Source organism: Pseudomonas sp. RW3S2 (assembly GCF_014268955.1).
GTDB classification, from domain to species: Bacteria; Pseudomonadota; Gammaproteobacteria; order Pseudomonadales; family Pseudomonadaceae; genus Aquipseudomonas; species Aquipseudomonas wayambapalatensis.
The window spans coordinates 242,903-268,108 of sequence record NZ_JABWRM010000007.1 but is presented as its reverse complement, the minus strand read 5'-3'; the positions used below and the strand labels follow the sequence as shown (position 1 = coordinate 268,108).

Here is a 25,206-nt window from a genome sequence, read left to right as displayed (position 1 = left end):
CCCCCCCCCCCCCCCCCCGACTGCCTTACTGGCTCACCACCTCGAAGCTGCTTTTGCGGCTGGCTTCATAGGCGTCCTTTTCCAGCGGTTTGGCCTGCGGGTTACCCAGGTCTTCCATGGCCAGCCGGTAGGTTTCAGGCGCCACATAGGCTGCCAGTGCGCACACGCAGGTGATGGCGAAGGCCAGGGCACCGACCACCAGCCAGATATGCTCCGAGCCAGGTGGGGCGACGGCCGCGAACAGCGCCGGCAGCATCGCAGTGAGCATGGTGCCGATGTTCTGTGCGATGGCCATGGCCGACACCCGGTAGCGGGTCTGGAACAGCTCCGGGTAGAAGCTTGGGAACACGGCGTTGTAGCCCTGGTAGACCATGCCCCACATCAGGATCGAGCCGACGAAGGCAAGTGGCACGTTCTGGATGCTGATCGCATACAGGTAGACGAACGCCAGCAGACCCGATCCCAGGCACCCGGCAATCATGGTCGGACGTCGGCCGATGCGGTCCGACAGGTTGCCCACGAACGGAATCACCAGCACCGCGACGATATTGCCCACCACCGGGATCCACAGGTACACGCTCTTGTCGAAGCCGATGCCGTAGGCCGGCTGTACCGCATAGGCCGCGCCGAAGATGGTGGCGACCACCGGGATCACGTTCATCAGTGCCATGAACATCACCAGCACCATGTGTTTCCAGCTGTGGCGGAACGCTTCGCCGATCGGCGACTTGGCCACCTTGTCCTGTTTTTCTTCCTGAACGAATGCCGGGGTTTCATGCACCTCCTTGCGGATGATGAAGCCTGCGATCAGCACCACCGCGCTCATCAGGAACGGAATACGCCAGCCCCATTCGTTGAACGCTTCGCTGGGCATGAAGTAGGCCAGTGGCAGGAACACCGCGGCGGCCATCACCTGGCCGGCCTGCACGCCTTGCAGTGTGTAGCTGGCGTAGTAGCCGCGACGCCCGAAGGGCGCGTGCTCCATGATCATGGAACTGGCGCCGGAGATCTCTCCGGCCACGGCGAAGCCTTGGACCAGGCGCAGGACCACCAGCAAGGCAGGGGCGAGGAGGCCGATGTCGTGGTAGGTGGGCAGCAGGCCTACCGCCATGGTCGAGATGCCCATCAGGAACATGCACAGCAGCAGCACGTTCTTGCGTCCTCGCGTGTCGCCCCAATGACCGAGCACGAAGGCGCCGACCGGACGGGCCAGGTAGCCGACGCCATAGGTGGCCAGGGAGGCGATGATGGCCATCTTCGGGTCGCTGGACGGGAAGAAGATCTGCGGGAAGATCAGCGCTGCCGCCTGGGCATAGATGAAGAAGTCGTAGTACTCGAGGGCCGAGCCGATCCACCCGCTGGCGGTGGCTTTCTTGGCCTGTGAAGAGTGGGCCATGGTGTCTCCGTTGTTCTTGTTGGTTGTCGGATGGCGGTCGCACTCGGGCAGGCATGAGCCCGGATGGCGGCGACTGAATCCATGGTCGTCCAGGGATCTGCGCTGAATCAATTCGTCTTGCTGGCTTCTGTTCGGTTATCGAACACAAACTAACCATTTCGTACAAAGTGCATTGCCGCCACGACTTTACCTGCGAATAATCGATCCTGCCATCGTCGAGAACAAGCAGGTTCACAGGTCAGACGAACCTGCCCCTGTACAAACAACAAGGAACTCCACATGCAGCGTTCGATCGCCACCGTCTCACTCAGCGGTACCCTGCCCGAAAAGCTCGAGGCCATCGCCGCCGCAGGCTTTGATGGCGTCGAGATCTTCGAGAACGACCTGCTCCATTACGCCGGCGCCCCGCGTGAGATTCGTCAGCGGTGTGCGGACCTGGGGCTGGCCATCACGTTGTTCCAGCCGTTTCGCGACTTCGAGGGCTGCCGCCGTGATCGTCTGCACAAGAACCTCGATCGCGCGGCGCGCAAGTTCGACCTGATGCAAGAGCTGGGCACCGACCTGGTGCTGGTGTGCAGCAATGTGCAGCCCGATGCGCTGGGCGATGAGCAACTGCTGGTCGATGACCTGCGCCTGTTGGCCAAGCATGCCGGTGACCGAGGCCTGCGCATCGGTTACGAAGCGTTGGCCTGGGGGCGTCACGTCAACACTTGGCAGCAGGTGTGGCACCTGGTGCGTGAGGCTGATCATCCGGCGCTGGGGGTGATTCTCGACAGCTTCCACACGCTTTCGCTCAAGGGGGATCCCCGTGGGATCCGCGATATTCCCGGCGAGAAGATTTTCTTCGTGCAGATGGCCGATGCGCCGATCCTGGCCATGGATGTGCTGGAGTGGAGCCGGCATTTTCGCTGCTTCCCCGGCCAGGGTGAGATGGACCTCGCAGGTTTCCTGGCGCCGATCATCGCCAGTGGGTATCGCGGCCCACTGTCGCTGGAAGTCTTCAACGATGGTTTTCGCGCCGCGCCTTCGCGTCAGAATGCCGCCGATGGCCTGCGCTCGTTGCTGTACCTGGAGGAAAAGGCCCGTGTGCGCCTGGCCGAGCAGTCGGTCGCGGTGGAACCCGGCGTGCTGTTCACACCGCCTGCGGCGAGCCGCTATGACGGGGTGGAGTTCGTCGAGTTCGCCGTGGATGACGCGGTCGGTGCGCGGCTGGGTGGGTGGTTGAAGCGCCTGGGGTTCGCCGAGGCTGGGCGGCACCGCAGCAAGGCGGTCAGGCTGCTGCGCCAGGGAGATATCAATATCGTGCTCAACGCCGAACCCTATTCCTTTGCCCACAACTTCTTCGAGGCCCATGGTCCATCGCTGTGCGCTGCAGCCTTGCGTGTGGATGACGCCCAGGCCGCGCTGCAACGGGCCGTGGCCTATCGCGGTCAGCCATTCCGTGGTCTGGTCGGCCCCAACGAGCGGGAAGTCCCGGCGGTGCGCGCGCCGGATGGCAGCCTGATCTACCTGGTGGAGCGGGCCGGGGCAGGGCAGAGCATCTACGACAGCGACTTCTGCCTTGATCCGTCGGCTTCTACCGATGGCGGGCTGCAGCGCATCGACCACATGGCCTTGGCCTTGCCGGCCGAGGGTCTGGACAGTTGGGTGCTGTTCTACAAGAGCCTGTTCGACTTCACCGCCGACGACGAAGTGGTGCTGCCTGACCCTTATGGCCTGGTCAAGAGCCGCGCCCTGCGCAGTCCGTGCGCAACGTTGCGCCTGCCGCTGAACATCTCCGAGAACCGCAACACTGCCATCGCCCACGCCCTGTCGAGCTACCGTGGTTCGGGCGTGCACCATATCGCCTTCGACTGTGCCGACATCTTTGCCGAGGTCACGCGGGCCAAGGAGGCTGGCGTGCCGTTGCTGGAGATCCCGTTGAACTACTACGACGATCTGGCGGCACGCTTCGAGTTCGACGATGAGTTCCTCAGCGAGCTTGCGTACTACAACGTGCTGTACGACCGCGATGCGCAGGGCGGCGAGCTGTTCCATGTGTACACCGAGCCGTTCGAGGGGCGTTTCTTCTTCGAGATCCTCCAGCGCAAGGGGGACTACGCGGGGTATGGCGCGGCGAACGTGGCCGTGCGCCTGGCGGCGATGGCCAAGCTGCGCGCGAGCCCGGGCAGCTAGCACGTTCCACATCCACCCTTGCGCTTCCCTGCACCGCCCGGCTCACGGATAATCCCCGCACATTCCAAACAACAGCCTGTGAGTCGGTATGAGTGATCCGCAAGTCAGCCTCGGTCAGTCCGAGGCCGGGGCGCGCAAGTCGCGCAAGAACAACCCGGAGAAAACCCGCGAGGACATCCTCCAGGCTGCGATCCACGAATTCGTCCAGCAAGGCCTGGCTGGCGCGCGGGTCGATGCGATCGCCGAACGCACCGCCACCTCCAAGCGCATGATCTACTACTACTTCGGCAGCAAGGAACAGCTGTACCTGGAATGCCTGGTCAAGCTCTATGGCGACATCCGCAAGACCGAGCACAGCCTGGACCTGGAGTCGTTGCCGGTCGAGCAGGCGATCCGCCGGCTGGTGGAGTTCACTTTCGATCACCACGACCACAATGTCGACTTCGTACGCATCGTCTGTACCGAAAACATCCATTACGGTGAGTTCGTCAAGCAGGCGCCGGTGATCCGCGAAATGAGCAGCCTGGTGCTCGAGTCACTGGCGCGCACCCTGCAGCGCGGGGTCGAGGAAGGCATGTTCCGTGCGGGCATCGAGGTCATCGACCTGCATATGCTGATGAGTTCGTTCTGCTTCTATCGGGTCTCGAACCGGCACACCTTCGGCGAAATCTTCCAGATCGACCTGGCGGACGAGGCGATCAAGCTGCGGCACAAGCAGATGATCTGCGAGGCCGTGCTCAGCTACATCCGCGCCTGATCGCCAGGCGCCGCATCACTCGCCGAGCCGCTGCTCGCGTGAGGGCGGGTAGCCGAAATACGCTGCGTAGCACTTGCTGAAGTGCGACACCGAAACGAACCCGCACGCCACCGCCACTTCCATTACCGACAGGTCCGAGTACTGCAGCAGCCGCCGGCTCTTGGTGATGCGCAGCTCCATGTAGTAGCGCCGCGGCGAGGTGCCGAGCTGGGCCTGGAACAAGCGGTCGATCTGCCGACGCGAGCGGCCGCTGTAGGCGGCCAGCTGATCGAGGCTGAGGGTCTCCTCCAGGTTGTTTTCCATCAGCTCGACAATGGTGCGCAGTTGCAGGCTCATGGACTTCTTCGCCCCGGGCCCGACCTGGCGATAACGGGCACCTGAGAACGACAGGATCTCTTCGACACCTTCGGCCAAGGCATCGCCATACAGCCGGCGTACCAGGCCCAGCATCAGTTCCATGGCGCCATTGGGGCTGGCGGCGGTCAGGCGATCGCGATCGAGGGTGAAGCTGGCCGGCGTGATGCGCGTCTGCGGGCTGCGTTCGGCGAGGCTGGCGCGCTGTTCGGGGTGGATGCTGCAACCGTAGTCGCCCAGCACCCCGGCGCGGCCGAGGAACCATGCACCGCTCCACAAGCCCCCCAGGGCCATGCCGTGGGCCGCGCAGTCGCCCAGCAGGCGGTCGAGTTCGGGATATTTGAGCGGGGTGCGCAGGCCGGCGCAGATGACCAGGAGGTCGGGCTCCTTGAGCTTGCGCGGGTCCAGCTCGCTGGCCACCAGTTCCAGGCCCAGGTCACTGAGCACCCGGTCACCTTCGAGTGACAGCGGAGTGAAGCGGAAACTCTCGGCTCGCAGCAGGTTGGCGGTGACCAGCACGTCCATCGCCACGGTGAAACTGGCCATGGAAAAATGCTCGAGCAGAACGAAGTCGACGCGGTACGGCACCTGTTCGTCGCTGGCGCCGGATTTGAGCCGCAACATGTTACTGGTGCTAGTCTTCTTGCTGAACTGGCGAGGCGTGGGCACAGCGGACTCCGTTTCCTTCGAGGGCGCAGGAAGTGTGCTGGGAGTTGCGGGGAAAGACAATCACTGGCCGGATAATGCCGCGAGCCCTGGCACTGGCGGTAGGCGGATTGGAATGAACCCTTGGCGCCTGGCGTGAACAAATGCAGTACATGCTCACAGGAGAACGCTCATGGAAATCGGAACGGTCTGGATCCTCGTCGCAGTGCTGGTGATTCTTCTGCAGATCTGGGCGATATGGCACATCATCGGCAGCGAGCGCCGTGCCGAGCGCAAGATGTTGTGGGTCGTGTTCGTGGTTTGGGCGCCGTTCCCCGGCCTGTTGTTCTGGGCCTGGCGCGGGCCGCGGGCAGTGAAGGGCAGGGCCGTGCTGGAAGAGAAATGAGCCTTGCCTGGCGCCTGTCGCAAGGACAGGCGCCACGGACTTGGATCGAGGTGCCGATCCCTGGAAAAACCTGTCTGGGCGGGTAGAATTGGCGCTCCTGCCTTCAGCGAGTCCGCCCCATGTCAGCGCCGACACTCGAGCTGTTCCCAACCGGCGCTGAACACGCCGACGTCATCCGCAATCTGTACCAGTTCTATGCCTACGAGTCCTCCGACTGGGAGCAGGAGGACGTCGAGGCGGACGGGCGTTTCTACCTGCATGAGGCGCATATGGCGCGCTACTGGCAATCGCCCGGGTGGTGCGCCAGCCTGGTGCTGGTCGACGGTTTCATCGCCGGTTTCGTGCTGGTCGAGCGCAGCGAGCTGCCAGGCGTCGAGGCCCTGGAACTGGCCGACCTGTTCATCCTCAAGCGCTACCGTCGCCAGGGCATCGGCCGGGCGGTAGCGTCCCAGGTGCTTTGCAGTGGCGCCCACGACTGGCTGCTGCGCTGCTTTCGGCAGGATGAAGTGTCCATGGCTTTTTGCACCCGCATCGTTGCCGAGTTGCCGCGCGCCGTGCAGGTGATCGCGCTGGAAGATGATCCGCAACTGCATTCCTGGCGCGTCATGGCGGTGCGCCACTGAAGTGCCGCACGCGCGAATTTTTGTGAACCACTTCACAAAATCCTGTCGCTCAGCGGCATAATGCCAGTATCTTGAAAAACGGCCCCGCAGGTTCAGGAAGAATGCCATGTCGCTAGTCGCGAGCCCCGACGTCATGTACCGGTTGTTGATCCAGAGTGTGGTGGACTATGCCATCTACCTGCTGACCCCGGAGGGGATTGTCGCCAACTGGAACCCGGGGGCGCAGCGCGCCAAGGGCTATGAGGCCAGCGAGATCGTCGGGCAGCACTACTCGCTGTTCTACAGCGAGGCGGACCGCGCTGCCGGACTGCCGCAAGCCAACCTCGAGCAGGCACGCCGCAGCGGTCGTTTCGAGGAGCATGGCTGGCGCCTGCGCAAGGATGGCAGCCTGCTGCGCGCCCATGTGGTGATCGAGGCGGTGCATGACGACGACGGGCAACTGGTAGGATTCGCCAAGATCACCCGTGACTGCACCGAGCAGTACCATGCACAGATGGCCCAACGCGAGCAGGAGCGACATTTCCGCCTGCTGGTGCAGGGCGTGCGTGACTATGCCATCTACATGCTCGACAGCGCCGGTCATGTGATCAACTGGAACGCCGGTGCCGAGCGAGCCAAGGGCTACAGGGCCGATGAGATCGTCGGCCAGCATTTCTCGGTGTTCTACACCCACGAAGACCGCGTCCGCGGCCTGCCCGAGCATGGGCTGGAGACGGCACGGCGGGAAGGGCGCTTCCAGGCCGAAGGTGTCCGTCAGCGCAAGGACGGCTCGCATTTCTGGACCAGCGTGGTGATCGAGGCCATCCATGACGAGGACAGCGGCCAACTGATCGGTTTCGCCAAGGTGACCCGTGACATCTCCGAGCGTCGCCGCTACGAGCTGGAGCTTCTGCAGGCCAAGGAACTGGCCGAGCAGTACAGCCAGGAGATGAGCACCCTGTCGCAGTTTCTCGATTCGGTGATCGCCAATATTCCGGCCTGTGTCATCGTCCAGGACCTGGCCAGCCAGCGCATCCTGTTGGCCAACCAGCAGGCCGAGCGTTTGTTTGGTGGCCAGGGGGCGAGCCTGATCGGTACGCTGCCCGCCGAGTGCGTGGTGCCGGCTGCCGCCGAGTTTCTCGAGCAGCAGTTGGCGCGCGGCGCACGCAGTGCCAAGGGCTACGCCGCTGAAACCCGTGTCGAAACCCTCGCAGGTGCCCGCACCTTGCGCAGCCGCGCGCTGCTCAGCCAGAACCGCGACAACCAGGCCGATTACGTGCTGTTCATCGCCGAGGACGCCACTGAGGAGCTGGCAGCCCACGCGCAGATCCACCACATGGCCCATCACGATGCACTGACCGGCCTGCCCAATCGCACGCTGTTCCACGAGCGTCTCAAGCAGGCGCTGGCGCGCGGAGAGGACAGTGGCAAGCTGACCGCCACCTTGTGCCTGGACCTGGACAACTTCAAGAACATCAACGACTCCCTCGGCCATGCCTTCGGCGATAAACTGCTGCGTGCCCTGGGCAAGCGCCTGCGTCGAGAGCTGCGCGAGCACGACACCCTGGCCCGGCTAGGCGGCGATGAGTTCGCCGTGGTTCTAGCCGGGCTGGACAACCGCGAGGCGGCCTGCAATACCGCCCGGCGCCTGATCGATGCGATCTGCCCGCCATTCCAGATCGAAGGGCACCAGTTCACTGTCGGCGTAAGCATCGGCATTGCCTTTGCGCCTGAGGACCAGGACAACGCCGAGCTGCTGCTGGGTTACGCCGACATGGCCCTGTACGAAGCCAAGCGCAATGGCCGCAACCGCTACGAATGCTTCCATGTCGAACTTGACGTTGCCGCACGCCAGCGCCGCCTGGTGGAGACCGACCTGCGCACGGCCCTGCACCTGGGGCAACTGCAATTGCACTACCAGCCGGTGGTGGACCAGCAGAGCAACAGCGTCACCGGCTACGAGGCGCTGCTGCGCTGGGAACACCCCAGTCGTGGCATGATCATGCCCATGGACTTCATCCCCATCGCCGAGGAAACCGGGCTGATCCACGAGATTGGTGCCCGCGTGCTGAACCTCGCCTGCCAGGAGGCGGCAACCTGGGAAGGGCAGGAGGTGGTGTCGGTCAACCTGTCGCCGGTGCAGTTCAAGAATACCGGGCTGGTGCATACCGTTTCCCTGGCACTGTCGGACTCAGGGCTTGACCCGCAGCGCCTGGAGCTGGAGATCACCGAGTCGGTGCTGCTGGGCAACAGCGAGGAGAACGTGCGCATCCTGCGGGAGCTGAAAGACCTGGGCGTGTCGATCTCGCTGGATGATTTCGGCACAGGTTATTCGTCGCTGGGTTACCTGCGCTCGTTCCCGTTCGACCGGATCAAGATCGACAAGTCTTTCGTCCACGACATGTGCGACAGCCGCGAGGCGATGTCGATCATCCGCGCGATTACCGAGCTGTCCAACAGCCTGATGATCAAGACCACGGCCGAGGGCGTGGAGTCGGTCGAGCAGATGGAGCGTCTGGCCGCAGAAGGGTGTTCGCACTTCCAGGGCTACTTCTATGGACGACCGGCACCGGCCAGCGAGCGCTTGAAGCAGATTGTCAGGGATTGACGGGCTGGCAAAAACACTTGCCACCCGACGCCCCATCTCTTCTAAACTCGCAGGGTTCGCCTCACCCAGAGATCCGCATGACCACCCGTACCCCGCTGTCCGGCGTCAACCACCCCTTGCGCGGCATCGCCCTGGTGGTGGCCGCGACGTTCCTGTTCGCCAGCCACGACGGGCTGTCGAAGTTCCTCGGTGGGATCTACCCGGTGATCATGGTGGTCTGGGCCCGCTATGTGGTGCATACGCTGCTGATGGCCGGCATCTTCATGCCCCAGGCTGGGCTGAGCGTGCTGCGCACCCGACGCCCGTTGCTGCAGACCTTGCGTGCCTTGAGCCTGCTCAGCACCAGCCTGCTGTTCACGGCGGGGCTTCAGTACTTGCCGCTGGCCGAGGCCACGTCGGTCAACTTTCTCGCCCCGGTGCTGGTCACTGCGCTGTCGGCTCCGCTGCTCAAGGAGCGGGTCACGCCGGGCCAGTGGCTGGCGGTGGTGATGGGCTTCATCGGGGTGCTGGTGGTGGTGCATCCGGGCGGGGCGATGTTCACCCCGGCGATCCTGTTTCCCTTCGGTTCTGCCCTGGGCTTCTGCTTCTATCAGCTGCTGACGCGGATTCTGGCCGCCCACGACAGCCCAACCACCAGCAATTTCTACGCAGGGCTGTGCAACACCCTGATCATGAGTGTGCTGGTGCCGTTCTTCTGGCAGACGCCGCAATGGCAGCACGTGCTGCTGATGCTCGCGCTCGGCGGTTGCGGCATGACTGCTCACCTGCTGCTGACCAAGGCCTTCCGCCACGCAGCGCCGGCGCTGCTGGCGCCGTTCAGTTACTGCCAGATCGTCTTTGCGGGGGTGCTGGGCCTGGTGGTGTTCGGCCAGGTGCCGGACACCACCAGCATCGTGGGCATCGCCATCATCTGCTTGAGCGGCCTTGGCGCCGCCTGGATGCAGCGGCGCAAGTGACCGTCAGCCGTTGACCATCGCCTTGAGCGAGGCGTCGAAGCTGCGCAGGGCATCGGCCTGCACGTTCTGCTCGACCTGCAACTGGTGGGCAAGATTCGTCATGTCACTGGGCAACGCTTCACGGGCCTGACCTTCGGCGCGGCCGATGTAGGTCAGTTGGTCATCGTAGAAGCGTGCGACCACCTGGGTTTCGATGTCTGGGCTGGTGGCGCTGGCGAGGCGGCTCTGGGCATCGAGCAGCACGATCACGTCGGGGTGGTCGGCGAGCAGGGTATCCAGATCGTCGTAGAAGGTGACCTCGGCGAAGGTCTGTGCCAGCGACTGGGCCAGCCAGCTGTAGGCCTGGCTGCCACCGTTGAGCGTGGCCACTTGCACGGCACGCGAGGCGCCAGGCACTGAAGGCGGGGCTTCGCGATGGCGCTGCAGGTAGTCCAGGGTGGCGCAGGCATTGCGGCCCAACAGCACGGCGACATGCTGGCCCGGTGTCAGCGACACGCTGGACAGCTCGGTGGCCGAATAGAAGTGGCCGTAGGGTTGCGCCACCTGCGAGGTGGCCGAGGCGGCACAGCCACCCAGGGCGGCCAGCAGGGCCAGGATCGCGGCAAGCATGCCGCCTTTGCTGATCGATGCCATGATCGTTGCCTCATCGAAGGTTCAATGAAGCCATCTTCCGCCTCCGGTTCTCGCGGTGGAACTTGAAGATATTCATGGTCGCTATCGACGATGTCGATGGGCGGCGCTGCCAAAGCCCGGCCTGACAGACCCAGCCTATCGCCTTTCAATAGTCGCTCTATTAGACCTCTGCCCATGCTGGGCTAGTCTTTCCCGTGGCCTCCCGATTTGCGCGTGCAGCGCCGCGGCCCCGCGTCGGCAAAAGACCGACCACCACCTGATGAAGAGAAGGCCCGAGCCTTGCGGCTCGGGCTGCAGAACACCTGGCATAGACCGGAAATCTGGACAACCGACCCATAAGGTACCCGCAGATGTCGAACGAATCGAAATGCCCGTTCCATCAAACCGCAGGCGGCGGCACCACCAACCGTGACTGGTGGCCCGACCAGCTCAACCTCAGGATTCTCCACCAGCATGGCAGCCAGTCCGATCCGATGGACCCGGCATTCGACTATGCCAAGGCGTTCAAGAGCCTTGATTTCCAAGCCCTGAAAAAAGACCTCACAGCGCTGATGACCGACTCCCAGGATTGGTGGCCTGCGGACTTCGGCCACTATGGACCGTTGTTCATCCGCATGGCCTGGCACAGCGCAGGCACCTATCGCATCGCCGACGGCCGTGGTGGCGCGGGCTCCGGCCAGCAGCGCTTCGCCCCGCTCAACAGCTGGCCGGACAACGTCAGCCTGGATAAGGCCCGGCGGCTGCTGTGGCCGATCAAGCAGAAATACGGCAACAAGATTTCCTGGGCCGACCTGATCGTGCTCACCGGCAACGTTGCGTTGGAGTCGATGGGCTTCAAGACCTTCGGCTTCTCCGGTGGTCGCGCCGATGTCTGGGAGCCGGACGAAGATGTGTACTGGGGCTCGGAGAAGGTCTGGCTGGGTGGCGACACCCGCTACGGCAAGGCCCAGCCACCTGGCAAGGGTGATCTGGTGGCCGAGCCTGGCAAGCATGCGCAGGAGCAAAGCCGCACCGAGCCTGCGGGACGCAATCTGGAGAACCCGCTGGCTGCCGTGCAGATGGGCCTGATCTACGTGAACCCCGAAGGCCCGGAGGGCAATCCTGACCCGGTCGCTTCGGGCAAGGATATTCGCGAGACCTTCGGCCGCATGGCGATGAATGATGAAGAGACCGTGGCCCTGATTGCCGGCGGCCACGCCTTCGGCAAGACCCACGGTGCAGGCCCTGCGGACAACGTCGGCCCCGAACCTGAAGCCGCCGGGCTCGAGCTGCAAGGGCTGGGCTGGGCCAACAAGCTCGGCAGCGGCAAGGGTGGCGATACCATCACCAGCGGCCTGGAAGTGACCTGGACCTCGACCCCGACCCGCTGGAGCAACGAATACCTGAACAACCTGTTCAACTTCGAGTGGGAACTGACCAAGAGCCCGGCGGGCGCCCACCAATGGCGTCCCAAGGACGGCGAGGGTGCCAACAGCGTGCCCGATGCCCACGACCCGACCAAGCGCCATTCACCGATGATGCTCACCTCCGACCTGGCCTTGCGCTTCGACCCGATCTACGAGCCGATCGCCCGGCGTTTCAAGGAGCATCCCGAGCAACTGGCCGACGCCTTCGCCCGTGCCTGGTACAAGCTGATCCACCGTGACATGGGGCCGCTGGCCCGTTATCTGGGCCCGGAAAACCCACAGGAAGAACTGCTCTGGCAGGACCCGATCCCCAAGGTCGATCACCCGCTGGTCGGCGAGCAGGACATCGCGGCGCTCAAGGCCAAGGTGCTGGCCTCGGGTCTGAGCGTTGCCGAACTGGTGTCCACCGCCTGGGCGGCAGCCTCGACCTTCCGTGGCTCGGACAAGCGCGGGGGCGCCAACGGCGGGCGTCTGCGCCTGGAGCCTCAGCGTTCCTGGGCCGCCAACCAGCCTCAGCAGTTGGACAAGGTGCTCAAGGCGCTGGAGAACATCCAGGGCGAGTTCAACAGCGGCGGCAAGAAGATTTCGCTGGCCGACCTGATCGTGCTGGCTGGCTCCGCTGCGGTCGAGAAGGCTGCCAAGGACGCTGGGCACACGGTCAGCGTGCCGTTCCGGCCGGGTCGTACCGACGCCTCCCAGGCGCAGACGGATATCGAGTCGTTCGCCGTGCTGGAGCCGCTGGCCGACGGCCTGCGCAACTTCACCAAGGCCAGGTACAGCGTCAAGGCCGAGAAGCTGCTGCTGGACAAGGCCCAGTTGCTGACCCTCACCGCGCCGGAACTGACCGTGCTGGTCGGCGGCCTGCGGGTGTTGGGCGCCAACCATGGCGGCAGCCAGCATGGGGTGTTCACCGACAAGCCTGGCACCTTGAGCAACGATTTCTTCCGCAACCTGCTGGATATGGGCGTGGAATGGAAGCCGACCTCGGCCGACAACGAGACCTTCGAAGGCCGTGATCGCAAGACCGGGCAGGTGAAATGGACTGGCACCCGGGTCGACCTGGTGTTTGGTTCTCACGCCCAGTTGCGGGCGTTGAGCGAGGTGTACGGCAGCAGCGATGCCGAGGAGAAATTCGTCAAGGACTTCGTGGCGGCCTGGGTGAAGGTGATGGAGCTGGACCGGTTCGATTTAGATCGCGGGGTCCAGAGGTGATGTTGCCATAACGCTGGCATTACTCGCACAAAGTGCTTCTGCGCGCCCTCCGGCTCCCACATCAGCGGAGGGCATTCAGCGACCATCAACCTAGCATCCTTACCAATACCGGTTACCGGCCACGATTTCGAGGTTCAGGATGTTCCAATGACTACGAAGCAACCCGACTGGGAGGCGATCAAGCGAGCCTCTCCGGCCGGGCTGAGTGTGGTCAGGCCCGAGAGGCCTAGTTTTTACTGCACGTACTTGACGGTCGCGCTAACCAGCAACTGATCGTTAACTGTAACTTTGCAAAAGCGCTTCGTAACTGTTTTGTTATCATTCGCGAGCGTGGGGGCGCATTGCAAGAGCACCTTTTTGCCCTCCCAGTCCTTAGCTACACCAGAAGTTGTTGCGCTCGCATACTCTTTCATGAATTTGCGATTCCAAGGCCCGAAAAAGACCTCCGGCTCGCCGCCTCCGAAGAAACCAGATTCATCAGTGGCGCAGATCGTACCTTCCACCCGTTTGCCGTCGATGATATTGGCATCGGTATAGCAATTCATCTGACCGTTCCAGGCGTCTAGATCCACTGGGCCCCTGTTAACCCAAGTGGGCGCGGTAACGCATCCCGAGAGAGTTGCGACTGCGAGAGCGCCAAGGCAGAGGCATTTCATGCAAGACATTGAATTGAGCTTCCTTACTTTTTGAAGCCGCCACCAATACTCGTAATACCCCAAAATTTCAAGTTCAGAGTGATCCATGGGAAGGCCGTACTCTCCATCGTCACTTTCGACCTGTCCGAGCTTTCCTACTTCGGCATCCTTCTGATACCAGCAACCTGGCGTAGTAGGGCAACTCGTCCCTGAGTGGTTGTTGGCATCCATTGGTCCTTGCGTGCAAAAGGAGCCCAGCGCTCGGCCGGGCTTGGGGTGACCTGTTGTTCAGAGGCTTGGTGCCTGTATCGTCGCACGGAGCTGGGCTAGATCCTTGGACGGTATGACATAGGTTCTAGAGAGCATGTCACCGACCCGCTGGCACCTTGCGGACTGCGTATAGATGAAGATCGTTATGATCCCCAGAGGTACGTCAATGTGTCTCATGAACCCTCGGATCAGAGCTTGAACAAGCGTTGGCGGCCCGCCTGCTCCGTTGATGACGGTCAGTCCAAAGACGTACTTTCCTGGTGTTCTACCTTTGAAAAGCCACTCGCACAGGGGATATAGGAATATATGGACGAAGACCAGTTCAAGCCCTGCGAACAATAGGGTCTCTTGATTAGCAAGCCCGAGGCCGAGCAGGACGATTGCTCCGTAATCGATGATGTACGCCCCTATGCGTTTCATTAGAAGGGACGTTCTTGAGACTTCCATCAGGTGCTCCGTGCTGTGGTGTTTGTCATACGAGAAGGGCTCAGTGCTTGGCCGGGCTTGGTTTATCTAGGAATGGGCATGTGACGCAAGTAATGCAGGACGCCGATTTATGCACTTAGAGATCCTCCTGGTGTTCGTGTGGCTTTTTCACGGGCTCCCTTGCCCTGAGGGCTCTACTGTATCTAGCCGGTAAAGCAATCGCCATCACCCGACTCAGGCGACAGCCTTCTGCACCTCGGCCACCTTGGGTTTGGCCGGCTTGAGCCGCGATACCCCCAGCAACACCAGCACCAGCCCGGCAATCTGATACCCCGAGATCGCCTCGCTGAGGATGGCCCAGGACGCCAGCATGGTCAGCACCGGCCCCAGGTTGCCGACCGCCGCAGTGTGCGTCGGCCCCAGGCGCTGGATCGCCAGGGCTACCCAGTAGATCGGCAATACCGTGGAAAACAGCGCCATCATCGCCGCATTGGCCCACACCGCAGCGGGCAATTGCGTCAACTGGGTGACATCCGCCACCAGCAAGTAGTGCGCCAGCACCATCAGCGACGATGCCGAACCACACAGCCCGGCCATGCGCATCGAGCCCATGCGCTTGAGCATCATCCCGGTACCGGAGTAATACAGCGCGTAGGTCACTGCGCTGGCGAACACCCACAGCGACCCCACCAGCACTGCGTGCCCGCCGCCGGCGGCACCCAGGTCGTGCACGAAGGCGATGCCCAGCCCCAGGTAGCACAAGCCCATCGCCAGCAGGGTGCGCGGGGTAGGGCGCTCACGCATCGCGATGGCCTGGAATACCAGCACCAGGGTCGGGTAGGTGAACAGGATCAGGCGCTCCAGCCCCGCGCTGATGAACTGCAAACCATAGAAATCGAACAGGCTCGACAGGTAGTAGCCTAACAGGCCGAGCACTGCCACGCGAAACCCGTCGCCCAGGGTCAGCGGGATGCTCGCCGGGCGACGGCTGGCCCACACCAGCCAGGCGAACAGCGGCAGCGACAGGCCCATGCGCAGCGCCAGCAAGGTCACTGCATCCACAGGCCCCGCAGCGTAGGCAAGCTTGACGAAGATCGCTTTGAAGCTGAAACCCAGGGCGGCCAGGACTGCATAGAGGCTGCCGTTTTGCAGGTGTCGTTCAAGAGAGGTACGCAGGCTGTTCATGCTGAATCCGCAACAAAATAAGTCAGAGGCTTATTCTGGATAGAAGGCCCGAAAGCTAGAATCGCTTTTTCTGGAACATGGCGTTCGCTTTTGGAGAAACCCCATGCACTTCGATCTTCAAGACCTGCGCTTGCTGGCTGCCATCGCTGCGACCGGTAGCCTGAGCAAGGCCGCAGCCGGTTTTCCGGTGGCGGTGTCGGCGGCAAGCACGCGCTTGCGCCTGTTCGAGGAGCGTAGCGGTCTGACCCTGTTCACCCGCAAGGCCGACGGTATGCAGTTGACCCCTGCCGGGCGGCTGGTGCTGGAGTCGGCCCGTGGGGTGCTGGGCGAGGCGCAGAAACTGCAGGACACGCTCAAGGAGCTGGCGGGCCAGCGGCGCATCAACTTGCGCCTGGCGGCTTCGACGGTCACCAACAGCACCTTGCTGCCAGCGGTACTCGGGCCTTTCCTGGCCGACTACCCCGAAGTCGACCTGCTGCTGGTCGAGCACAAGAGTGTCGATGTACTGCGCGTGGTGCTGGCCGGGGAGTGCGAGATCGGCGTGTTCGACGGCAACCTGGTCAACGATGGCCTGGTATCGCTGCCGTTTCGCACCGAGCGCCTGGTGCTGTTGGTGCCCGCCGATCACGAGCTGGCCGGGCGTGAGCAATTGCGGCTGATCGATGCGCTGGATCATGCCTTCGTCTGCCTGCCGGCAGAGCGCGCCATGCAGCGATTCGTCGAGGAGTTGGCGATGAACCTGGCCATGCCGCTGAAGATCCGCGTGCGTGCGCCCAGTTTCGAGGCCATTGCCCAGTTGGTCGCCCAGCGTGCCGGGCTGGCGATTGTCCCGCAGATCGCTGCCGTGCGTGCCGAGCAGGAGCTCGCAGTGCGCCGGGTGGCACTGGAGGAGCGTTGGGCCACCCTTGAGCTGCGCATCTGTTTTCGCAGTTGGGAAGGTCTCAGCTCCCATGCCAGGCAACTGGTCACCTTCCTTTCCGGGCAGTAATCCGATGAGGTGGCACTCTGCAATCCTGCCGGGAGCGCTTACAATCACCGCTTTTGCACTCCAAGACAGGCACGCCGGTCAATGACGCTCGACCCCCCAACCCTCCTGGCCCTGACCGTTGCCCTCGCGGCAGCGGCGGCGCTTTACCTGACGATCGAATGGCGCAGTGTGCGCGAGTCGTCGTTGCTCTACTGGAGTGCCGGTTTCGCCACCATCACCGTTGGCTCCACCCTCGCGCTGCTGCGCATGAACGGCTTCCTGCTGATTGGTATCTGGTTCGCCAACGGTCTGCTGGTGTTCGCGCATTTCTGCTTCCTGCTGGGCGTTGCCCGATTCACCGAAGTGCGATTGTCACGGGGCTGGCTGCTGGTCGTGCTGCTGTGGGTGAGCCTGCTGCTGCTGCCGGAAGGGCCGTCGTGGTCCAAGATCATGCTGGTGGTCAATTCGCTGCTGGTGGCCCTGGTGTCGCTGCGGGCCAGTTTTCTGCTGCGTCCGCACGGTGTGTCGCTGAGTGTGGGGGCGGTGCAACTGCGCTACGTGATGCTGATCCACGGGCTGTTCTACGTGATCAAGGCCCTGACCGTGGTGATTCCGGGAACCTTGATCGACCTTGCGGCCTTTCGCGGGGAAATCATCCAGATCTCGCTGATCGAAGGGGCGATGGCGATCATGCTGATCGCCCTGTCGATGACTGGCACCGAGCGCTACCGTCGTGAGGAGCGTATCGCGCTTTTGGCCGCGCGTGATCCGCTCACGGCGTTGTTCAACCGCCGCGCCCTGGAAGTGCGCGCACCGGCGCTGCTGCGGGCGACCAGCCACGAGCGCCCTGGCGCCGTGCTGTTGATCGATATCGACAACTTCAAGCTGGTCAACGACCTGTACGGTCACACCGCCGGTGACCGGCTGCTGGTGGCGCTGAGCGAAACCATTCGCGGCCTGCTGCCGGCCAATGCCCTGGCCGCGCGACTGGGTGGCGATGAATTCGTCATTCTGCTGGGCAACGCGCGCCGCGACGAAGTCGAGGTGCTGGGCGCGATACTTCGTGAGCGCTTCCAGGACATCGCCGCACAATCCTTCGTCACCCCGATGGCGGTGACCTTGAGCATCGGTGCCAACCTGTTCGATCATCCGCCGGCCAGCCTCACGGCGCTGATCGAACAGAGCGATGCCGCGCTGTATCAGTCCAAGCGCAGTGGACGCGACAGCATGCGCCTGGTGGACGTGACCTTGACGGGCAATTGAGCCTGCGTCGGGTTTTCACTTGTTGTTGATGCATTCGGACTGCACCGAATAACGCACGGTACGCAAGGTGCCCTGGCTGTCCTCGAAGGTCATCAGGCGCGGTACCACCTCGCAGGTGCGCGGGTCGCCCGACTGGCGCACCAGGCGCGCCACATCCAGTGGCATGCCGTAGCGGTAGTCGACGATCTGCGGCATGGGTTTGTCGCGCTTGATGGCGTAGGCGGCCACGGCTTGCTGGTGGGCCTGCAGCAACTGCTCGCTGCGCTGAGCGGAAAAGCCGGTGGCCTGGACGCCGAAGGCCAGCAGGAGCAGGGCGATCGCTGTGCTCAGTCGTTTCATGGGGTGTCTCCGGAAGGGCTGTGGTTTCCGGATCACGCTAGCGAGCAGCAGCCAACAGGGGCATGACGACAGCCTTACAGTTGTGAAAGGTCCGCACGCATGACGCGATTGTAATGTGCCGATCACCTTCCCGTTATCCACCTGCGGCGAGCATCGATGCTGGCCGCGAACGCACCTACGCAACGGCCTGACAAGAACAACAGCCGTTATCGAAGGAGCATCGCATGAGATACCGACCAGGACTTTCCCTGGCCGCGCTGGTGGCGCTGGCCGGTCCTTCGGCGTGGGCCGAGGACGCTGCGAAGGAAGGGTTCATAGAGGGCAGCCGCCTGAGCGTGCTGAACCGCAACTTCTACTTCAACCGTGACAACCGCGACGGGGTGGCGCCGACCTACAACCGGGCCAAGGCGCCCGACAATGGTTATTCCGAAGCCTGGGCGCATGCCGTCATCACCCGCTTCGAGTCCGGCTTCACCGAGGGAACCGTGGGAGTAGGGGTCGATGCCTTTGCCATGCTCGGGCTCAAGCTCGACAGCGGAGGTGGACGCAACGGTGGGCGCAGCTCGTTCGATGTACTGCCGGTGGATCGTGACGGCCAGGCGCGCGACGAATACAGCAAGCTTGGCGGCGCGGCCAAGGTGCGGGTGTTCGACACGGTGCTGCGGGTGGGCGATGTGTTTCCGGCCAACCCGGTGGTCGCGGCAGGGGATTCGCGCCTGTTGCCGCAGAGCTTTCGCGGCGTGACCGTCGAAAACACCAGCCTGGCGGGGCTGAGCTTGCAGGCCGGGCGCCTGCATGCCATGAGCCAGCCGATGTCCAGCGACATGCGCGAGTCTTTCGCGACCTTCTATGGTGGGCCCGTGGACTCGCCATGGATCGTCTATGGCGGCGGCGACTATGCCGTCAACGAACTGGTCAGCGTCAGCCTGTTCGGCAGCCGCCTGAAGGATGTGTGGAACCAGTACTACGCCGGTATCAGCGTTACCTGGCCGTTGAGCGATGAGCTGGCGCTGATCGGTGGCTTCAACTTCTACAACGCCAAGGACGAAGGGCGCAAACGCCTGGGCACCTTCGACAACGACATCTGGAGCGCCAAGGTGGGTGTGCGTTACGGCGCCCACACCCTCGCGTTGACCCACCAACGCAACAATGGCGACGACGATTTCGATTATCTGCGCCAGTCCGACTCGATCTTTCTCGACAACTCCATCCAGTACAGCGATTTCAACTCGCCCAAGGAGCGCTCATGGATGCTGCGCTATGACCTGAACATGGCCGGGTACGGGATTCCCGGGCTGTCGTTCATGACCCGTTACGGGCGCGGCAGTGATGCGGATTACTCGAACGCCAACGCCTACTACATGCGTCGCGACGGCAATGGCGATCCGCTGACCGACCAGAAGCGCTGGGAGCGCGACATCGAGGTCAAGTACGTGGTGCAGACCGGCGTGGCCAAGGATCTCTCGCTGCGCGTGCGCCAGGCGACCACCCGGGCGACGGCGTTCGAGTCCGACCTGGATGAGGTGCGGGTGATCGTCGAGTATCCGTTGTCGATTCTTTGAGCTTGAGCCCATTCACCTTCAGAAGCCTTGCGCTCCTTTGGTTGCAGGTGAATGTCTTGGCGCCTCGATGAGGCGCCTTTTTTACGCCTGTCATTTCGGCAGCGCACATCACCCTTTGTCGGCGGACGGCAGGATGCGATTGATGACCGTGCTGCCGTTGTCGTTACGGGTCAGGTAGATCGGCAGGACCTTGGGCAGGTTGTCCACCAGGCGGCTGACCTCACGGGTGTCGTAGATGCCGCTGATGCGAATGTTACCGACACTGCTGTCGGCCAGCAGCAGGGGTTTGTCCAGGTAGCGGTTGATCACCGGCAATGCCTGGGAGAGGCTGAGGTTGTCGAGTACCAGGCGACCGCTGCGCCAGGCCAGGCTGTTGGCATAGTCGTCGCTCTGTGCCAGTTGCGGCTCGAAGTCACCGATGCGGTAGCTGGCCTGCATGCCGGGGCCGAGGCGGTAGCCGCCTTCGCCACCATTGCTGGAAACCAGCACTGAGCCTTCGACCAGCGTCACCTTGACCTGGTCTTCGTACTTCCACACGTTGAACTGCGTGCCGGTGACCCGCGTCTGGCCGTGACCGGCGCGCACGATGAAGGGGTGCTCGCTGTCGTGGGTCACCTTGAAGAAGGCTTCGCCCTGGATCAGGTCGACCTGGCGCCGGTCCTTGTAGTTGAGGTAGCGCAGCTCGCTGTTCAGGTTGAGTTCGACCTGGCTGCCGTCGTGCAATTGCACTGTACGCACCTGCTGGTCGCTGTCGAAATGCTGGTAGCGATTGGGTAGCCAGCCTTGCTCCCAGCCAATCCAGCCGGCCAGGGGTAGGGCGAGCATGGTGATCACCGCGGCTGAAGCCAGTGGGCGCCAGTTGCGTTGGCGGGGTCTGGCCGCAGGCAGTTCGATCACGTTGGCGGCACGCGGCAGCATGTCGGCGGTCTGCCAGATCTCCAGCATCGCCTGGTATTCCTCGGCATGCCGGGTGTCGGCGGCCAGCCACTGAGCAAACGCCTCACGCTCGTCGGCCGAGCAGTCCTCGGCGTGCAGGCGCATGCACCAATGCGCAGCGGCATCGGTGATGGCATCGTCGTCGAGGGGGGTGAAGCGGTCTTGGTTCATTGCGGCTCCCGGTTTTGCGCATTCTACCTTCCAGAAGGGCTCCGCGAGAACCGAGATAATGGCGAATGACTATCAGTTGCGATTTTTTTCGTCGGTTTTCCGGCGCAAGCGCATGGAGACAACCGAGAGGGCTGGCGGAACAATGACTTAGATAGCCTGCTAATAAAAGCTTTGACATTAACTGCCTAGGCAGTAATATTTTCTAACATCTTTGTTGAGCGATGCCGATGGCCCATTTCACCCCGGAAAATTTCCAGACCTGCGCCATTGGCATGTTGCTCGGCCGCGCCTCGTTATTGAAGGACCGCATTCTCGACTGGCACCTGGAAGCTGATGGCGTTACCGCTGCGCAGTTCAAGGTGCTGATCATCGTGACCCAGTACCAGGTGGATACCCCGGCCGAGCTGTGCCGCTGCCTGGGGCTGGACAGCGGTTCGATGACGCGCATGCTCGACCGCCTCGAGCAGAAGGGCCTGATCCTGCGCAACCGCTGCCCCGACGACCGTCGCCAGGTGCGGCTGGTGCTGACCGAAGACGGTCAACGCTTGGCTGACCGCCTGCCGGAGATCGGGGCAATGGCGATGAACGAGCTGGTCGGTTCACTCGAAGCCGGCGAGCTCAAGACCCTCGAGACGCTGCTGGCAAAGATTCTCTTGGCCGCCAGCGACCCGTTGACGATTGCCCGTTTCGGCGATCGCACCCCTGATCCGACTTGATTCAAAGGTACTCTCATGGCCACACCCTCGGATGCACCCACTCCCGCTGAAGCGCCCGACGCCACGCGCAAGCGCAAGACCTGGCTGCTGGCCCTGCTGCTGGTATTGATATTGGCCGGCGCTGCCGGCTGGGCCTGGTACACGTTGATCGGGCGCTGGCACGAAAGCACCGACGATGCCTACGTCAACGGTAATGTGGTGGAGATCACGCCGCTGGTGACGGGAACCGTCACCAGCATCGGCGCCGACGATGGCGACCTGGTGCATGCCGGCCAGGTGCTGTTGCGCTTCGACCCCAGTGACAGCGAGGTGGCCCTGCAGGCCAGCGAGGCCAAGCTTGCGCGCACGGTGCGCCAGGTGCGCGGCTTGTACAGCAACGTCGATGCGCTCAAGGCTCAGGTGCAGACGCGCCAGGCCGAACTGAAGAAGGCCCGCGAGAACTACGACCGCCGTAAGGTCCTGGCTGACAGCGGGGCGATCGCCGCAGAAGAACTGTCGCACTCACGCGACGACCTGACCGCCGCGCAGAGCGCCCTGGACAACGCCCGCCAGCAACTCAACACCAGCACTGCGCTGATCGACGACACCGTGGTGTCGTCGCACCCGGAGGTGATGGCGGCCGCTTCCGACCTGCGCCAGGCCTACCTGGACAACGCTCGCACGACGTTGGTGGCGCCGGTGACCGGCTACGTCGCCAAGCGCACCGTGCAATTGGGGCAGCGCCTGCAACCAGGCACCGCGACCATGGCGGTGATTCCGCTCGACCAGGTCTGGATCGACGCCAACTTCAAGGAAACCCAACTGCGTGACATGCGTATCGGCCAGCCGGTGGAGATCACCGCAGACCTGTACGGCAGCGAAGTCAAGTACAGCGGCACGGTCGACAGCCTGGGCGCGGGCACCGGCAGTGCCTTCGCTCTGCTGCCCGCGCAGAACGCCACGGGCAACTGGATCAAGATCGTCCAGCGTGTGCCGGTGCGCGTGCACCTGAACCCCGAGCAGCTCAAGGATCATCCGCTGCGCATCGGCCTGTCCACCGTGGTCGAGGTCGACCTGCACGACCAGAGTGGCCCGGCCCTGGCCCAACAGCCACCGCAGCAGGCCAGCTACACCACCCAGGTGTATGACCGCCAACTGGCCGAGGCCGATCGTCTGATCGCCCAGCTGATCCATGACAACAGCGCCGCCAGTGGCAAGACGGCGCAGCGATGAGCAACGGCGCATCCGCCCAGTTCACCCCGCCGAGCCTGCTGCTGACCACCATCGGGTTGTCGCTGGCAACCTTCATGCAGGTGCTTGACACCACCATCGCCAACGTGGCGTTGCCAACCATTTCCGGCAATCTGGGGGTGAGCTACGAGCAGGGCACCTGGGTCATCACCTCGTTTGCGGTAAGCAATGCCATTGCCCTGCCACTGACGGGCTGGCTGAGCCGCCGCTTTGGCGAGGTCAAGCTGTTCATCTGGGCCACCTTGCTGTTCGTGCTGGCGTCGTTCCTCTGTGGTATCGCCCAGTCGATGCCCGAGCTTGTGGGCTTTCGCGTGCTCCAGGGCGTTGTTGCCGGCCCGTTGTACCCGATGACCCAGACCTTGCTGATTGCTGTCTACCCGCCTGCCAAACGGGGGATGGCCCTGGCGTTGCTGGCAATGGTGACGGTGGTGGCGCCGATTGCCGGGCCCATCCTCGGCGGCTGGATAACCGACAGCTACAGCTGGCCGTGGATTTTCTTCATCAACGTACCGATCGGTCTGTTCGCGGCCGCCGTGGTGCGCCAGCAGATGCGCACGCGTCCAGTGACCACCAGCCGCCAGCCCATGGATTACATCGGCCTGCTGACGCTGATCGTCGGTGTCGGCGCGTTGCAGGTGGTGCTCGACAAGGGTAACGACCTGGATTGGTTCGAGTCCTCGTTCATCGTGGTGGGTAGCCTGATTTCCGCGGTGTTCCTGGCCATCTTCGTGATCTGGGAGCTCACCGATCGGCACCCGGTGGTGAACCTGCGGCTGTTCGTGCACCGTAATTTCCGCATCGGCACCCTGGTGTTGGTGGGCGGGTATGCGGGCTTTTTCGGCATCAACCTGATCCTGCCCCAGTGGCTGCAGACGCAGATGGGCTATACGGCGACCTGGGCGGGGCTTGCGGTAGCACCGATCGGCCTGTTGCCGGTGATCATGTCGCCCTTCGTCGGCAAGTATGCGCATCGCTTCGACCTGCGCCTGTTGGCAGGGATCGCCTTCCTGGCCATTGGTGCAAGCTGCTACATGCGTGCGGGCTTCACCAGCGAGGTCGACTTCCTGCACATCGCCCTGGTGCAGTTGTTCATGGGGATCGGGGTGGCGCTGTTCTTCATGCCGACCCTGACCATCCTGCTCTCGGACCTGCCGCCGCATCAGATTGCCGACGGCTCGGGCCTGGCCACGTTCCTGCGGACACTGGGCGGCAGTTTCGCCGCCTCGCTGACCACCTGGATCTGGATCCGCCGGGCCGACCAGCACCATGCCTACCTGAGCGAGCACATCAGCCAGTACGACCCGGCAACGCGTCACACCCTCGAGCAACTCGGTGGGGCGAGCCCGCAGAGCTATGCGCAGCTTGAGCAGATCCTCAACAGCCAGGCCTACATGATGTCGACGGTGGACTACTTCACCTTGCTGACCTGGGTGTTCGGCGCCTTGATTTTGCTGGTGTGGCTGGCTCGCCCGCCCTTCACGGCCAAGGCAGGGCCGGCTTCGGCGGGGCACTGAGGTATACTTGCGGCACGGCTCCGTGCAGCCGTTGCCGCGATCGGGGCTTTTCCCCTAACCTTGTAGGTCTATTCCCTCGACAGTGGCAGTTTCATGGACAAGGTCATTCTCATCACTGGCGCCAGCCGCGGTATCGGTGCCGCGACCGCGCGGTTGGCGGCGCAACAAGGCTATCGCATCTGCATCAATTACCACGCCGACGATCACGCTGCCGAACGCATCCTGGACGAGGTTCGGGCGCTGGGCGCCCAGGCCATCGCCGTGCGAGCCGATGCCAGCGTCGAGGATGAGGTGATCCAGGTGTTCCAGCGGATCGACCAGGAGCTCGGCCCTGTCACGGCATTGGTCAATAACGCCGGGACCATCGCGACCCAAAGCCGGGTCGACGAGATGTCCGAGTTCCGCCTGCTCAAGCTGATGAAAACCAACGTGGTCGGCCCGATGCTCTGCGCCAAGCATGCCTTGCTGCGCATGTCGCGCCGCCATGGCGGGCAGGGTGGTGCGATCGTCAACGTGTCGTCGGTGGCTGCACGCCTGGGTTCGCCCAACGAGTACGTAGACTATGCCGCCTCCAAGGGCGCGCTGGATACCTTCACCCTTGGGCTCGCCAAGGAAGTGGCGGGCGAGGGTGTGCGCGTCAACGGCGTGCGTCCTGGCTACATCCATACCGACTTTCACGCCCTGAGCGGTGATGCCCAGCGGGTCAGCAAGCTCGAACCTGGCCTGCCCATGGGACGTGGCGGGCAGCCGGAGGAGGTGGCGGAGGCTATCCTCTGGTTGCTGTCGGACAAGGCGTCCTATTCCACCGGCAGTTTCCTTGATCTGGGGGGCGGGCGCTGAGC

General features: G+C 63.2%; 22 protein-coding genes. 14 read left to right on the top strand and 8 right to left on the bottom strand.

Going from position 1 to position 25,206, the window contains the following annotated elements; genetic code table 11:
- Positions 1-25: 25 nt before the first annotated feature.
- Positions 26-1,396 carry an MFS transporter gene (locus HU748_RS12870; RefSeq protein WP_186720619.1) on the bottom strand — a complete coding sequence of 457 codons (1,371 nt, stop codon included), beginning with the start codon at positions 1,394-1,396 and terminating at the stop codon, positions 26-28.
- Between the two features lie 279 nt (positions 1,397-1,675).
- Here HU748_RS12870 and quiC point away from each other — a divergent pair, with 279 nt between their 5' ends.
- Together quiC and HU748_RS12860 are read left to right on the top strand one after the other, a co-directional pair.
- Entirely contained in the window at positions 1,676-3,571 is a 1,896-nt protein-coding gene (quiC, locus tag HU748_RS12865; protein ID WP_186720617.1) for a 3-dehydroshikimate dehydratase QuiC, read from the top strand.
- 88 nt (positions 3,572-3,659) lie between these two features.
- Entirely contained in the window at positions 3,660-4,328 is a 669-nt protein-coding gene (locus tag HU748_RS12860; protein WP_186663922.1) for a TetR/AcrR family transcriptional regulator, read from the top strand.
- A 15-nt stretch (positions 4,329-4,343) separates the two neighbouring features.
- Here HU748_RS12860 and HU748_RS12855 read toward each other — a convergent pair whose 3' ends face one another.
- A complete protein-coding gene (locus tag HU748_RS12855) occupies positions 4,344-5,351 on the bottom strand; it encodes a helix-turn-helix domain-containing protein (protein WP_186720616.1) in 1,008 nt (335 codons plus the stop codon).
- A gap of 169 nt (positions 5,352-5,520) precedes the next feature.
- Here HU748_RS12855 and HU748_RS12850 point away from each other — a divergent pair, with 169 nt between their 5' ends.
- The 4 genes from HU748_RS12850 (at position 5,521) to HU748_RS12835 (ending at position 9,899) form a co-directional block, all read left to right on the top strand.
- The gene (locus HU748_RS12850; RefSeq protein WP_054891554.1) at positions 5,521-5,733 is read left to right on the top strand and encodes a PLD nuclease N-terminal domain-containing protein; all 213 of its coding nucleotides are present in this window, start codon (positions 5,521-5,523) and stop codon (positions 5,731-5,733) included.
- A 119-nt stretch (positions 5,734-5,852) separates the two neighbouring features.
- A complete protein-coding gene (locus tag HU748_RS12845) occupies positions 5,853-6,356 on the top strand; it encodes a GNAT family N-acetyltransferase (RefSeq protein WP_186720615.1) in 504 nt (167 codons plus the stop codon).
- 106 nt (positions 6,357-6,462) lie between these two features.
- The gene (locus HU748_RS12840; protein ID WP_186663928.1) at positions 6,463-8,943 is read left to right on the top strand and encodes an EAL domain-containing protein; all 2,481 of its coding nucleotides are present in this window, start codon (positions 6,463-6,465) and stop codon (positions 8,941-8,943) included.
- A gap of 77 nt (positions 8,944-9,020) precedes the next feature.
- Positions 9,021-9,899: a DMT family transporter gene (locus HU748_RS12835; protein ID WP_186663930.1), complete on the top strand. Its 879-nt coding sequence runs from the start codon at positions 9,021-9,023 to the stop codon at positions 9,897-9,899.
- 3 nt (positions 9,900-9,902) lie between these two features.
- On the opposite strand, the gene HU748_RS12830 is transcribed toward HU748_RS12835, so the two are convergent.
- Positions 9,903-10,532, bottom strand: coding sequence for a hypothetical protein (locus HU748_RS12830; protein WP_186720614.1), 630 nt, complete (start codon positions 10,530-10,532; stop codon positions 9,903-9,905).
- A 350-nt stretch (positions 10,533-10,882) separates the two neighbouring features.
- Here HU748_RS12830 and katG point away from each other — a divergent pair, with 350 nt between their 5' ends.
- The gene (gene katG / locus HU748_RS12825) at positions 10,883-13,150 is read left to right on the top strand and encodes a catalase/peroxidase HPI (RefSeq protein WP_186720613.1); all 2,268 of its coding nucleotides are present in this window, start codon (positions 10,883-10,885) and stop codon (positions 13,148-13,150) included.
- A gap of 233 nt (positions 13,151-13,383) precedes the next feature.
- Here katG and HU748_RS12820 read toward each other — a convergent pair whose 3' ends face one another.
- The 3 genes from HU748_RS12820 to HU748_RS12810 form a co-directional block, all read right to left on the bottom strand.
- Entirely contained in the window at positions 13,384-13,695 is a 312-nt protein-coding gene (locus HU748_RS12820; RefSeq protein WP_186720612.1) for a hypothetical protein, read from the bottom strand.
- Between the two features lie 378 nt (positions 13,696-14,073).
- On the bottom strand, positions 14,074-14,502 hold the full coding sequence (locus HU748_RS12815) for an RDD family protein (protein WP_186720611.1): 429 nt from the start codon (positions 14,500-14,502) through the stop codon (positions 14,074-14,076).
- Between the two features lie 213 nt (positions 14,503-14,715).
- Positions 14,716-15,666: a DMT family transporter gene (locus HU748_RS12810; protein WP_186720609.1), complete on the bottom strand. Its 951-nt coding sequence runs from the start codon at positions 15,664-15,666 to the stop codon at positions 14,716-14,718.
- 103 nt (positions 15,667-15,769) lie between these two features.
- Between HU748_RS12810 and HU748_RS12805 the strand changes: the two genes are divergently transcribed.
- Positions 15,770-16,654: a LysR substrate-binding domain-containing protein gene (locus HU748_RS12805; protein ID WP_186720607.1), complete on the top strand. Its 885-nt coding sequence runs from the start codon at positions 15,770-15,772 to the stop codon at positions 16,652-16,654.
- 81 nt (positions 16,655-16,735) lie between these two features.
- Positions 16,736-17,896: a GGDEF domain-containing protein gene (locus HU748_RS12800; RefSeq protein WP_186720605.1), complete on the top strand. Its 1,161-nt coding sequence runs from the start codon at positions 16,736-16,738 to the stop codon at positions 17,894-17,896.
- Between the two features lie 15 nt (positions 17,897-17,911).
- Here HU748_RS12800 and HU748_RS12795 read toward each other — a convergent pair whose 3' ends face one another.
- A complete protein-coding gene (locus HU748_RS12795) occupies positions 17,912-18,235 on the bottom strand; it encodes a DUF2790 domain-containing protein (RefSeq protein ID WP_186720603.1) in 324 nt (107 codons plus the stop codon).
- Between the two features lie 224 nt (positions 18,236-18,459).
- Here HU748_RS12795 and HU748_RS12790 point away from each other — a divergent pair, with 224 nt between their 5' ends.
- On the top strand, positions 18,460-19,797 hold the full coding sequence (locus HU748_RS12790; RefSeq protein ID WP_186720601.1) for an OprD family porin: 1,338 nt from the start codon (positions 18,460-18,462) through the stop codon (positions 19,795-19,797).
- Between the two features lie 108 nt (positions 19,798-19,905).
- Here the strand turns inward: HU748_RS12790 and HU748_RS12785 are convergent, their stop codons facing one another.
- On the bottom strand, positions 19,906-20,904 hold the full coding sequence (locus tag HU748_RS12785; protein WP_186720600.1) for a FecR family protein: 999 nt from the start codon (positions 20,902-20,904) through the stop codon (positions 19,906-19,908).
- A gap of 227 nt (positions 20,905-21,131) precedes the next feature.
- On the opposite strand from HU748_RS12785, the gene HU748_RS12780 reads away from it, so the two are divergent.
- From HU748_RS12780 to HU748_RS12765, 4 genes are all read left to right on the top strand, one after another.
- Entirely contained in the window at positions 21,132-21,620 is a 489-nt protein-coding gene (locus HU748_RS12780; RefSeq protein ID WP_186663951.1) for a MarR family transcriptional regulator, read from the top strand.
- Between the two features lie 15 nt (positions 21,621-21,635).
- A complete protein-coding gene (locus tag HU748_RS12775) occupies positions 21,636-22,832 on the top strand; it encodes an HlyD family efflux transporter periplasmic adaptor subunit (RefSeq protein ID WP_186707844.1) in 1,197 nt (398 codons plus the stop codon).
- Complete coding sequence (locus HU748_RS12770) at positions 22,829-24,364, top strand: DHA2 family efflux MFS transporter permease subunit (RefSeq protein WP_054891541.1); 1,536 nt, start codon at positions 22,829-22,831, stop codon at positions 24,362-24,364. Before HU748_RS12775 ends, HU748_RS12770 begins: the two co-directional genes overlap by 4 nt.
- Before the next feature lie 93 nt (positions 24,365-24,457).
- Complete coding sequence (locus HU748_RS12765; RefSeq protein WP_186663955.1) at positions 24,458-25,204, top strand: SDR family oxidoreductase; 747 nt, start codon at positions 24,458-24,460, stop codon at positions 25,202-25,204.
- The last annotated feature ends 2 nt before the right edge of the window (positions 25,205-25,206 follow it).

What these genes read in the sequence shown, in the direction of transcription:
- HU748_RS12870 (WP_186720619.1), bottom strand. Translation starts at nt 1,396, where the DNA reads ATGGCCCACTCTTCACAGGCCAAGAAAGCCACCGCCAGCGGGTGGATC.
- quiC (WP_186720617.1), top strand. Translation starts at nt 1,676, where the DNA reads ATGCAGCGTTCGATCGCCACCGTCTCACTCAGCGGTACCCTGCCCGAA.
- HU748_RS12860 (WP_186663922.1), top strand. Translation starts at nt 3,660, where the DNA reads ATGAGTGATCCGCAAGTCAGCCTCGGTCAGTCCGAGGCCGGGGCGCGC.
- HU748_RS12850 (WP_054891554.1), top strand. Translation starts at nt 5,521, where the DNA reads ATGGAAATCGGAACGGTCTGGATCCTCGTCGCAGTGCTGGTGATTCTT.
- HU748_RS12845 (WP_186720615.1), top strand. Translation starts at nt 5,853, where the DNA reads ATGTCAGCGCCGACACTCGAGCTGTTCCCAACCGGCGCTGAACACGCC.
- HU748_RS12840 (WP_186663928.1), top strand. Translation starts at nt 6,463, where the DNA reads ATGTCGCTAGTCGCGAGCCCCGACGTCATGTACCGGTTGTTGATCCAG.
- HU748_RS12835 (WP_186663930.1), top strand. Translation starts at nt 9,021, where the DNA reads ATGACCACCCGTACCCCGCTGTCCGGCGTCAACCACCCCTTGCGCGGC.
- HU748_RS12830 (WP_186720614.1), bottom strand. Translation starts at nt 10,532, where the DNA reads ATGGCATCGATCAGCAAAGGCGGCATGCTTGCCGCGATCCTGGCCCTG.
- katG (WP_186720613.1), top strand. Translation starts at nt 10,883, where the DNA reads ATGTCGAACGAATCGAAATGCCCGTTCCATCAAACCGCAGGCGGCGGC.
- HU748_RS12820 (WP_186720612.1), bottom strand. Translation starts at nt 13,695, where the DNA reads ATGAATTGCTATACCGATGCCAATATCATCGACGGCAAACGGGTGGAA.
- HU748_RS12815 (WP_186720611.1), bottom strand. Translation starts at nt 14,502, where the DNA reads ATGGAAGTCTCAAGAACGTCCCTTCTAATGAAACGCATAGGGGCGTAC.
- HU748_RS12810 (WP_186720609.1), bottom strand. Translation starts at nt 15,666, where the DNA reads ATGAACAGCCTGCGTACCTCTCTTGAACGACACCTGCAAAACGGCAGC.
- HU748_RS12805 (WP_186720607.1), top strand. Translation starts at nt 15,770, where the DNA reads ATGCACTTCGATCTTCAAGACCTGCGCTTGCTGGCTGCCATCGCTGCG.
- HU748_RS12800 (WP_186720605.1), top strand. Translation starts at nt 16,736, where the DNA reads ATGACGCTCGACCCCCCAACCCTCCTGGCCCTGACCGTTGCCCTCGCG.
- HU748_RS12795 (WP_186720603.1), bottom strand. Translation starts at nt 18,235, where the DNA reads ATGAAACGACTGAGCACAGCGATCGCCCTGCTCCTGCTGGCCTTCGGC.
- HU748_RS12790 (WP_186720601.1), top strand. Translation starts at nt 18,460, where the DNA reads ATGAGATACCGACCAGGACTTTCCCTGGCCGCGCTGGTGGCGCTGGCC.
- HU748_RS12785 (WP_186720600.1), bottom strand. Translation starts at nt 20,904, where the DNA reads ATGAACCAAGACCGCTTCACCCCCCTCGACGACGATGCCATCACCGAT.
- HU748_RS12780 (WP_186663951.1), top strand. Translation starts at nt 21,132, where the DNA reads ATGGCCCATTTCACCCCGGAAAATTTCCAGACCTGCGCCATTGGCATG.
- HU748_RS12775 (WP_186707844.1), top strand. Translation starts at nt 21,636, where the DNA reads ATGGCCACACCCTCGGATGCACCCACTCCCGCTGAAGCGCCCGACGCC.
- HU748_RS12770 (WP_054891541.1), top strand. Translation starts at nt 22,829, where the DNA reads ATGAGCAACGGCGCATCCGCCCAGTTCACCCCGCCGAGCCTGCTGCTG.
- HU748_RS12765 (WP_186663955.1), top strand. Translation starts at nt 24,458, where the DNA reads ATGGACAAGGTCATTCTCATCACTGGCGCCAGCCGCGGTATCGGTGCC.